Annotated in this window: 14 protein-coding genes and 1 pseudogene; 13 read left to right on the forward strand and 2 right to left on the reverse strand. The window is 67.7% G+C overall.

Going from position 1 to position 9,896, the window contains the following annotated elements; translation table 11 throughout:
- Window positions 1–242: hypothetical protein (locus tag AB1285_RS27155; protein WP_429978291.1), on the reverse strand; the 242-nt coding region annotated here is incomplete at its 3' end.
- Here AB1285_RS27155 and AB1285_RS27160 point away from each other — a divergent pair.
- The 3 genes from AB1285_RS27160 (at window position 241) to AB1285_RS27170 (ending at window position 2,791) form a co-directional block, all read left to right on the forward strand.
- The gene (locus AB1285_RS27160; RefSeq protein ID WP_429978292.1) at window positions 241–729 is read left to right on the forward strand and encodes a hypothetical protein; all 489 of its coding nucleotides are present in this window, start codon (window positions 241–243) and stop codon (window positions 727–729) included. The two genes, AB1285_RS27155 and AB1285_RS27160, sit on opposite strands and share 2 nt — an antisense overlap.
- 854 nt (window positions 730–1,583) lie before the next feature.
- A complete protein-coding gene (locus AB1285_RS27165) occupies window positions 1,584–2,258 on the forward strand; it encodes a ParA family protein (RefSeq protein WP_062635277.1) in 675 nt (224 codons plus the stop codon).
- 290 nt (window positions 2,259–2,548) lie between these two features.
- Window positions 2,549–2,791, forward strand: coding sequence for a hypothetical protein (locus AB1285_RS27170; RefSeq protein WP_429978293.1), 243 nt, complete (start codon window positions 2,549–2,551; stop codon window positions 2,789–2,791).
- A 261-nt stretch (window positions 2,792–3,052) separates the two neighbouring features.
- On the opposite strand, the gene AB1285_RS27175 is transcribed toward AB1285_RS27170, so the two are convergent.
- Window positions 3,053–3,316, reverse strand: coding sequence for a hypothetical protein (locus AB1285_RS27175; RefSeq protein ID WP_429978294.1), 264 nt, complete (start codon window positions 3,314–3,316; stop codon window positions 3,053–3,055).
- Window positions 3,317–3,379: 63 nt separating this feature from the next.
- Here AB1285_RS27175 and AB1285_RS27180 point away from each other — a divergent pair, with 63 nt between their 5' ends.
- From AB1285_RS27180 to AB1285_RS27225, 10 genes and pseudogenes are all read left to right on the forward strand, one after another.
- Window positions 3,380–3,670, forward strand: a complete 291-nt coding sequence (locus AB1285_RS27180) for a hypothetical protein (protein WP_429978295.1) — start codon at window positions 3,380–3,382, stop codon at window positions 3,668–3,670.
- 6 nt (window positions 3,671–3,676) lie between these two features.
- Window positions 3,677–4,324, forward strand: a complete 648-nt coding sequence (locus tag AB1285_RS27185; protein ID WP_429978296.1) for a hypothetical protein — start codon at window positions 3,677–3,679, stop codon at window positions 4,322–4,324.
- Window positions 4,321–4,641, forward strand: a complete 321-nt coding sequence (locus AB1285_RS27190; protein WP_429978297.1) for a hypothetical protein — start codon at window positions 4,321–4,323, stop codon at window positions 4,639–4,641. Before AB1285_RS27185 ends, AB1285_RS27190 begins: the two co-directional genes overlap by 4 nt.
- A 592-nt stretch (window positions 4,642–5,233) precedes the next feature.
- On the forward strand, window positions 5,234–5,704 hold the full coding sequence (locus AB1285_RS27195; RefSeq protein WP_429978298.1) for an ATPase, T2SS/T4P/T4SS family: 471 nt from the start codon (window positions 5,234–5,236) through the stop codon (window positions 5,702–5,704).
- A pseudogene (locus tag AB1285_RS27200) lies at window positions 5,679–5,774 on the forward strand (ATPase, T2SS/T4P/T4SS family); the annotation flags it as partial. The gene AB1285_RS27195 and the pseudogene AB1285_RS27200, both read left to right, overlap by 26 nt.
- Window positions 5,775–6,715: 941 nt before the next feature.
- On the forward strand, window positions 6,716–6,973 hold the full coding sequence (locus AB1285_RS27205) for a hypothetical protein (protein ID WP_429978302.1): 258 nt from the start codon (window positions 6,716–6,718) through the stop codon (window positions 6,971–6,973).
- A gap of 469 nt (window positions 6,974–7,442) precedes the next feature.
- The gene (locus AB1285_RS27210) at window positions 7,443–7,850 is read left to right on the forward strand and encodes a type II secretion system F family protein (protein WP_285814523.1); all 408 of its coding nucleotides are present in this window, start codon (window positions 7,443–7,445) and stop codon (window positions 7,848–7,850) included.
- 307 nt (window positions 7,851–8,157) lie between these two features.
- On the forward strand, window positions 8,158–8,472 hold the full coding sequence (locus tag AB1285_RS27215) for a TadE/TadG family type IV pilus assembly protein (protein WP_429978299.1): 315 nt from the start codon (window positions 8,158–8,160) through the stop codon (window positions 8,470–8,472).
- Between the two features lie 100 nt (window positions 8,473–8,572).
- On the forward strand, window positions 8,573–8,872 hold the full coding sequence (locus tag AB1285_RS27220) for a hypothetical protein (RefSeq protein WP_429978300.1): 300 nt from the start codon (window positions 8,573–8,575) through the stop codon (window positions 8,870–8,872).
- 143 nt (window positions 8,873–9,015) lie between these two features.
- Window positions 9,016–9,896, forward strand: an 881-nt coding sequence (locus AB1285_RS27225) for a pilus assembly protein TadG-related protein (RefSeq protein ID WP_429978301.1), incomplete at its 3' end; no start/stop codon positions are given.

Below are 9,896 nucleotides of genomic sequence, written 5' to 3' on the forward strand. Positions count from 1 at the left end.
AGCTGTTCGACGAGTGGAACAGCTTCCACTCCCACACCACTCACCACTTCGGAACGCTCGGCGAGCTGACCGGCGATGAGGCCGTGAACCTCATCCGGCAGCCGCAAGCTCCCGAACAGCGCGACGCGCTCTTGCTCGAGCTGCTCACCCTCGAGCACGCCGGCGATACCTTCGCCGGCCGCGTCCTGCTCAAGTCGTTCATAGCCGCTCGCGCTGCGGCTGCCGAGCAGCTGCAGCAGCATGCGCAGCCTGTGGCAGCACTCCCCCGCCGACGCCCGCACTGCGACGATCGGCGTGCTCTGGGAGGTCATTCACACCTACCCGCTCGAGCGCGTCCACTCCGTCTCCGGAAACATCCGTCTCGAGACGATCAAGAACCTCGGAGTCTGGTTCGGCAGCGAGCACAGCGTCGACGCGATGCCGATCGAGGACGAGCTGCTCGAGAAGATCGCAGGCCCCGACGAGAGCGACGACGTCTTCCGGGATCTGGTGACGATCCTCACCTGGGCGATCGACTCCGGCACCCTCCGCCGCGACGAGGTCCAGCTGCTTGCACGCATCGAGCTCGCAGAGGGTGACCCCGGTGTGGCGCGTGAGGAAGCAGCGGCCGAGCTCGGCGTCAGCCGGGAGACGCTCAACCGCCGAGTGTGCCGAATCCGCACCAAGCTCATGCAGGCCGTCAGTGGCGACATGGAGGCCAAGGTCTCCTACGCCCCGCGCCGCAGCTGAGCCAACCCGCCATCCAGGGGCAAGCGCAGTCGACGAGTCGAGCGCGCCCCACAGGCCGGAGCACACTAACCGCTCCGCCCCCCCAGACAGACAGGGCCTCTGGATGGCCCCCAGGGGCCCTGTCTTCCCCTCCGCCTCACTCGGAGCCCTCCTCATGGCCGAAATCGCCTCAGCAGGCCGCACAGGCCCGCTTACGCCCGCATCCATCGTTTGGATGCCCCGCCACGACTCCCCTACCAGCCCTCGCGACACGCGCACTCCACCATCGCCAGCGCGGCGCCACACACGCGCTACCCCGCCGCGATGCTCTGCGCTGTACCCACGCAGCAACGTCGCGATAGCCTCCCGCCACTCCCCCGCCAGATCACCGCATCACTCGCGCGATACGCTGAGCAACCCCCGCGCCACACCGCGCTAGTCATCCGCAATAACACTCGCAATACTCGCGCTAGCTCATCGCCCTACCCGCGCATGATGTTGCGCTCTAACATGCGCACTACTAGCGCGAGTCGGTCGCCTGTACTGCTCTTTGATTGCGCATTGCTTGTGCCTGTACGTCGCGACTTTGGCGCGTTACATGTCGCAGATAGAGCGCAAGTACACGCGCACTGCATGCGCCGTCATTGCTCCAATACAGCGCGTCTAGTGCACGGCGCTAGCGCGGTTGCATCGCAACCTCTAGCGCATGCGCCGCGCACGACACGCGCGATTGTTGTTGCATATAGGCGTGAATGTGACGCTATACTGACGCCCATGAACCCGCCACAGTTGCCCCATACCCGCGCCACACATCCGCACATCGCGCGCTCGACTGGCGCGACCGCTGTCAACACCCTCGTCCGTGGAGGCCGATCGTGAGAATCATCGGCGTCTGCAACCAGAAGGGCGGGGTGGGCAAGACCACCACCGTCATGAACCTCGCGGCCGCGCTGTCCCGCGCCAACAATGTGCTCGTGGTCGACGTCGACCCGCAGCAGTCCGCAGCACGCTGGGCCGAGCGAGCGGGGGATGACCTTCCGTTCGACTTCGCAGCCGACGTCGATCCCAACAACATCATGGGATTGCGTGACCTCGACGGCTACGACATCGTCCTCGTCGACACGCCTGGCAGCCATGAGAACACCGGCGTCCTCACCGCAGTCCTGCAGGTCGCCGACTTCATCGTCCTGCCGCTGGAAGCCGCCACCATGGCGATCGAATCGGTCGCGGACACCTTGGTCGAGCACATCATCCCGACCGGGGTGCCCTACCGACTCCTGCTGAACAAGATCGACACCCGCCGCGGCGGTCGGCGACTCGAGGACTGGGAAGAGCAGCTCGACACCGTCGAGTTCATCGAGGGGCAGATCGGACTCCCGCGTTTCCAGCGTCACATTCGTCTGTCCGCGAGCGTCGAGGACGCTCCCTTCGACGGCAAGGTCGTCACGCAGTACACCGATTCCCGCAAGAACCAAGCAGCGATCTCCGACTACACCAGTGTCGCGTTGGAGCTCACGTCGCTGTGGGCCAACCAGATGAAGGAGGCCTGACATGGCTCGTCAGGATCTCGGAAAACTCACCCGCCGCACCGCGCCGACGCCGGCTCCCGCAGAACCCGTGGAGCCCCCCGTCGACCAGGCTCCGCCCCCCGGAGCCCGCCCCTGCAGCGGCGGTCGAACCCGCGGCCGCTCCTGCGAAGAAGCAGGCGCCGCGCAAGCAGCCGACTCGCACGACCCGCACGGAGGACGAAGACGGGGGAGAGAGGGAGGAGCGGGAGACCGCGACCAAGGGCGTCCCCGTCCACCTTCCGGTCCCACTGAACGACCGCCTGCAGGCGTACATGGCCAAGACGCGCAAGAGCCACCAGACGGTCCTCCTGGACGCCGTCTCGGCTACCTATAAGCGTCTTCCTGAACTGATCCGCCAAGCCACCGCCGGCGGAGAAGAGACTGACGAGGACTGGACGGATCTGTTCAACAGGCAGAAGCGTCCCGCCCCCGTCTCCGACGCGGGGCCCCGCGTCAAGCACACCGTGCGCGTTGCCCCCGTCGTACCGCGCGATCCTCGATCGCGTCACCGCTGAACTCGATGCTCCCTCCGGAACTTCGTCATCATCACCGCCTACGAGGCATTCCTTCCGCCTCTCGACTAGACGGTGCGGTGTCCAGCTACAGCAGAAGACCAGCTGTCGCTACAGCGGTATATGAGACACTCACCGAACTGCTTAGACACCTACCCCACATCCGCCCCACGATGAAGGATTGACCTCCAATGACCACCACCACTGACCGCAAGAGCAAGCGCACGAAAGAGACCACCGAGCCGGGCGAGCAGAAGCAAGGACTCACTCCTGCAGTCCTGCAGCCGACGAAGTCTCGCCGGCGCCCGCGATCATCGCCCTCGGCATCGCGCTTGTCCTCCTCGGCGGAATCGGCGTGTGGTGGGTCACCACGAACCTCACCCGCACCGTCAGCGTCATGGCGACCAGCGTCGACGTCTCGCGCGGGGAGACGATCACCACGGACGACCTCACGACCATCCAGCTCGCCGGCGGGCAGCAGGTCGACGCGGTCTCCGCCGCGGATGCCGCCGACCTCGTCGGAACCACCGCGCTGGTCGACCTGCCGCCGGCACCCTCATCACGTCGGCCAACACCGGCGACACCCTCGCGGTGCCGGCCGGCTCCTCGATCGTGGGCGTCACGCTCACCCAGGCACAGATGCCCGGCTACCAGCTCGCAGCAGGCGACAAGGTCCGTGTCGTCGAGACCCCCGTCACTCAGGGCGACCCGCCCGTCGAGACCCCCAAGAGCTTCAACGCCACGGTGTTCACCGCCACCTACGACACTGAGACCCAGGTGTGGGTTGTCGACCTGGTCGTGCCGAACCGTGAAGCACCCGACATCGCCGCTCGTGCCGCCACCGGCCGCGTCGCGCTGGTCATCGACTCGACGGGGGAGTGACCCCGCATGGCGATCATCTTCCTTGCCAGCGCGTCCGGCGCTCCCGGCGTGACCACCGCCGCCGGCGCCCTGGCCCTCAACTGGTCCAAGCCCGTGATCCTCGTCGAGGCCGACACCACCAAGACCAGCAGCATCATCCCCGGACTCATCCGCGGGCAGGTCTACCACAGCACCGGACTGACCGAAGCGGCCGTCGCCGACCAGTACGGCGCTCTGACCCCTGACAAGCTCTGGGAACAGACCGTCGAGCTCAGCCCCCGCTCAGTGCTCATCCCCGGCTTCAAGAGTCTGCAGGGCGCCGCCGGCGCGGGCCCCCACTTCTGGCGGGCACTGCTCGACGCGCTGCGCCCCTACGAGTCCGCCGGGTACGACATCCTCGTCGACGGCGGGCGCCTCCACGTCAACGACCCTCGACTCCCGCTGCTGCGCGAGGCGGACAGCATCACCCTGTTCACCGATCGCACGCTGCCCTCCGTGGCAGCCGTGCTCGCACACTGGCGCTCCCTCGACGAGAACCGCAACACCGTCCCCGAGTGGCTGCTGAACACGCTCAACGAGATCGGGCACGCCAGCTACGTCGATCTCCTCGTCACCGAACGCCCACCACGCAGGAGACCTGGCCTCTCAAGACCGTCACCAAGCAGATCGGCATGAACCTGCTGGGCACCATCCCCTGGGATCCGAAGGGCGCCGCCATCTACTCGGTCGGCGCACCCACCCTCGGCGCCCAGCGCACCCCCTACGCGCGGGCCATCGGCGCGCTGCTGCTCAGCTACAGCGATGTCCTCAACACCCGCACTTACACGACCACCGACTGGAGGGACAGCAGTGAGCGACCCCACGCCCCGACCCCGCAGACCTGGGAAACATCCCGTTCTTCACCGCGCCGGCACCGGCCACCCCGCAGGCGCCGACGACCGCACCGGCCGACACGGGCCTGCGCAACCTGGGCCACGCCGCCGCGCACCTGACCCGCGCGGCACAGCGGAACGCCCCGGCCGAGGCAGTCCCCACGGCACCCGCAGCTCCGATCGTGCCGGCACCGCCCACCATCCCCGAGCGGCCGGCACCCGAGGTCACCCCGCCAACCACCCTCGACGCCCGCAGCGATCTGCCCTGGGCCGACATCGCCGCCATTCGCGACGAGGTCTCCCGTGAGCTCGCCGCAGTGTTCAGCGAGTCCATGGACATCACCGCCGAGCAGCGCGAACAGACAGCGCAGGACCACATCGTTGACCGGGTCCGAGCTCGCGTCGACGACCAGACCCGCCGCCCCGGCGAGGGGCGCTGGCCGGCCCCGATGCAGACCGCCATCCGGCAGGCCGTCTTCGACCAGCTGTTCCGCCTGGGTCGGCTGCAGCCGCTCGTCGACGAGCCCGACGTTGAGAACATCCACATCAACGGGTTCGACGACGTCTGGATCTCCTACGCGGACGGCCGCGTGGTCAAGTACCAGTACCCGATCGCCGAGAACGACCGTGAGCTCGAGCGAGAGATCAACCTGCTCGCCGCCCGCTCGGGGAGGGCGGCCGATCGTTCACGAGCGCCCGGCCGCGACTGCACATGGACCTGCCCGGCGGGGCGCGTCTGGCAGCGATCGCCGAACCCGTCGCCACCCGACCGACGATCGTCATCCGTATCCACCGCCTCGTCGACGTCACCCTCGACCAGCTCGTGGAGCGCGGCACCATCACCCGCCAGGCGGCAGCCTTCCTCCGCGCGGCCGTCATCGCCGGGGTCTCCGTCGTCACCAGCGGCTTCCCCGGCGCAGGCAAGACCACACTGCTGCGCGCACTCGCCGACTGCATCCCGGCCGAAGAGAAGATCGTCACGATCGAGATGGAGCGTGAGCTCTACCTTCACAAGATCAACGACCGCCACCCGCGAGTGGTCTCACTCGAGGCGAAGCCGGGGGAGGGGGAGCGTGGCGCCGATGGTCGGCTGCCCGGTGAGATCACCCCCCGAAGACCTGGTCTACGACACCCTCCGACTGGACACCCAGCGCTTCATCGTCGGCGAGGTCCGTGGCCCTGAGATCTACGCCATGATGCAGGCCATGCAGTCCGGTGTCGGGTCGCTGTCCACCCTGCACGCCGCCAGCGCAGACGACTCGATCGACCGCATGTCGGCGCTGATGCTGTCCCGCGGCAACAACACGACCCCCGTGTACGCCTACCGGATGATCGAGCAGAACATCAAGATCGTGGTGCAGATCTCGAAGATCATCGACCCCGCGACCGGCAAGCCCCGCCGCGTCGTCACCGAGATCGCCGAGATCCTGCCCGGCGAGGAGCAGAACAACTCCCGCCCCGTGGCCTCTCAGGTGTTCCGCTTCGACCGATCCAGCGGCAGCCTCATCACCGCTGACATGCCATCGCCGCGGCTCCTCGAGGAGCTCAAGTTCTACGGCTTCGACCCCGCGAACCTGGAGTGTGAGATGACTACCGCAACCCTCGCCCTGTGCATCATCGTCGCGGTCGCCGGCGCGATCCTGGTCATCCTCGGCGCCGCCCACAAGCCCAGCACCAGCGGACTTCCCACGCGCAGCGCGCTTCGCGGGAAGGCGACACGCGACTTCACCCGCACGCAGCAGATCCAGCTCGTCGGCGGCGCCGCGGTCGGTCTGGTGTTCGCGCTGATCACCGGATGGTGGCTGCTCGTGATCGCCGTGCCCGTCGCCGCTGTCGGCCTGCCATGGCTGCTGCAGAAGGGCCCCGAGGAGAACACGATCGCCAAGCTCGACGCCCTCGAGTCCTGGACCCGCAGCCTCGCCGGCCTCACCGTCTCCGGCGCCGGCCTCGAACGCACCATCGCCGCATCGCTGAGCAGCTGCCCCGAAGCGATCCGCCCGCAGGTCACGCAGCTCGTCGCGCGCATCAACGCCCGGTGGACCACCACCGCGGCGCTGCAGGCGTTTGCCGACGACCTCAACGATGAGACCGCGGACGTGCTCGTGATGCACCTTCTCGCAAGGCCGAGCTCCGCGGATCCGGCCTCGCCGCCTCGCTCGAGGATCTCGCCAAGAGCATCTTCGAGCGGGTCAAGATGCGCCGCCAGATCGAAGCCGACCGCGCCACCCCGCGCAACGAGGCACGGTTCGTCGTCTACTTCACCGTCGCGCTGCTCGTACTCCTGGTCCTCGCCCAGCAGTACTCCGCCCCCTACGGCACCCCGATCGGTCAACTCCTGTTCGCCGCATATCTCGTCAGCTACGCCCTCGTATTGCTGTGGATGCGACGCATCAGCCGCGGCGTGCCGGCACCCCGTCTGCTCGTTGCCACCGAGAAAGCTGGTGAGAAGTGAACCTCGCACTGATCGTCCTCCCTGGCCTCGTCCTGGGGCTCGGCTTCGCGCTGGTCATCGCCGCACTGGTGCCCACCCAGCCCAGCCTCTCCGCAGCGCTCGATCGGATCGGCACCACCACCGTCGCCGCCGACCCCGCCTACGCCGCCACCCTCGAGAACCGGGTGGGCTCAGCCGTCCTCCGTCGCGTCGGCGACAGCCCCTCTCTCAAGATCCCCACCCGCGATCTGCGCCTGATCGGCATGAGCGTTAACCGGTTCCTGTACCAGAAGGTGCTCTCCGCCGGCCTCGGCCTCATCGCCCCCATCGCGATCGGACTGATCTTCCAAGTCCTCGGCCTGACCGCGTTCTACATCCCCGCGCTGTTCGGCATCCCCCTCGCCATCGGCGGCTGGTACCTGCCAACCTGCTCGTCCGCGACCAGGCCGAAGCCGCCCGCAAGGAGTTCTCCCGCTCGGTCGCCGTCTACATGGAGCTCGTCGGATCCGAACGCATCAGCGGCGCCCCTCCCGGCAAAGCCCTCGAGTCCGCCGCCCAGGTCGGACGCAACTGGGCATTCGTCCGAATCCGCCAAACCCTCACCGAAGCCCGCTACGCCGGCACCGCACCCTGGGACGCGCTCGAGCAGCTCTCCCTCGAGATCAACGTCCCCGACCTGGGTGAAATCGCCAAGGTGATCAGGCTCTCGGGGGAGCAAGGAGCGTCGGTATATGAGACACTCAGGGCACGGGGGCAGAACCTCCGGGACCGACTTCTGAATGATGAAGTGACGGAGGCGAACAAAGCGACCAACAAGATGACCATCCCGATGACCCTCACCGGCGTCCTCTTCATGCTTCTGCTCGGAACTCCCTTCGTGCTCAACGCATTCTTCTGAGACGTTGGAAGTCGATTGTCCGCGAAGGCCCCAAACCGAGGCCTATACCTAATAGACCAAGCACCACCCACCCAGAGAGAGAAAGGAACCAGGATCCTATGTCGACCCTGAGCCGAGAGTTCCTGTCCCGCATGCGCGGGCGGGCAGCTCGCTTCACCGAAGAGCCCGAACGTGGCTCCATCACCCTCGAGCAGGTCATCTGGACCGCCGGCATCGCGCTCGCCGCCGTGGCCGTCGTGGCGATCATCGTCACCGCGATCAACGCCTACGCGGCCAGATCCCCACCGGCTGAAAGAGCCACCCGCAGATGGTCCGCACCTCCAACACCGGTCACCGGCAGCGCCTCAGAGAAGCGCTCGCCGGTGATCGGGGTGCGGCCACGCTGCAGAACACGATCATCGCCCCGGTGCTGCTGCTCGTCCTCGCGGTCTTCCTGCACCTGGGCATCATCCTCCACGCCAACAACCTCGCCCACGCCGCCGCCACCAGCGCCTACAACGCCGCCCGCGCCTACAACGCCAGCGGCACAGACGGCTCCACCGCGGCCTCGCAGTCCTCAACCAGTCCGGCTCACCGATCAGCGGCGCATCCGTCGCGGTCGACCGCGGCGCCAACACCGTGACCGTAACCGTCACCGGCACCGCCCCCTCCTTCGTCCCCGGACTGACCACCAACATCGACGTCACCGTGACCGGCCCCACCGAAAGGTGGGTGAACTGACCATGCGCGCCATCCGAACCCTCATCGCCAAGCTCCGCGACGAACGCGGCTCCGCCGGCCTCGAGATCGCCATCCTCGCCCCGGCGCTCGCCGCGGTGCTCGTGCTGCTCGCAGCTTCCGGACGTCTCGCGCTGGCCGGCAACGCCGTCGAGTCCGCAGCGTCGGCCGCGGCCCGCGAAGCATCGCTCGCGCGCACCACGGCCCAGGCGCAGGAAGCAGCCGAAGACATGGCGCGGATCTCGATGGAACAGTCCGGCGTCAACTGCACCACACTCTCCGTCAACATCGACGCCTCCGCCTGAGCGCCCCGATCGGCACCACCGGCCGAGTCAGCGCGACCGTCTCCTGCACCGTCGCACTCAGCGACGCCGCCATGATCGGCCTGCCCGGCACCCGCGTCCTCACAGGCACCGCCGCCTCCCGTCGACGCCTACAGGGAGCGGCGATGAACACCATGGTCCAGAGGCTCCGAGCCAAGTTCCGCGACGACAAGGGCGTCGCGACGATCTACTTCGTCATCATGACCGTCGCGTTCCTCGCGATCGTCGGACTCGTCGTCGACGGCGCCGGCAAGGTGCAAGCCAACCAGCAGGCCTACACCACCGCCGCCAGCGCCGCCCGCGCCGCAGCGAACGCCGTCAGCGGCCAAGCGATCAGCGACGGCACCACCGCGATCGACAGCAGCCGAGCCGTCAGCGCCGCCAACGGCTACCTCGCCGCCGCCGGCGTCGGCGGAAGCGTCGCCGTCAGCGGCGACCGCATCAACCGTCACCGTAGACACCGACTACTCGGCCACCTTCCTCCCCGTGCCGTTCCCCGTCCAAGCCACAGCCACCGCAGAGCTGATCACCCAATAGGAGCCCCCACCATGAGCATCAAGCGCCTCGCCGTCGCCGGCATCATCGCCGCCGCACTGACGCTGACCGCATGCACGGGCACCGGCAACCCGACCCCCACCGGCAGCCCCACCAACACCCCGACCCCCACGCCGACTGTCGCGCCTATCACCGGCGAAGCACCCGCCGACGAGGATGAGGCGATCACCAAGGCACAGCAGACGATCACGCTCCTCCTCGATGTGTGGGAGCAGGTCGACGCCACAGGTGGAAACAGCCCCGAGCTCTTCGACATCGTCGCCACCGGCCGCATGCTGAGCCGGGTTCAGGAAGACGCTTCACGGACCGCCAACGGGCCGATCCTGAACGAGGACGGAGAGAGCATCGAAGGCCAGGCCACCGTTGAAGGTCGCATCGAGTTCGAGCCGACCACGGCCTACGGCCAGGAATACGAGGGCATCGCCAATGGCCTCGTCATCGTCCCCGGTTG

It is taken from the genome of Microbacterium sp. NRRL B-14842 (assembly GCF_050470785.1).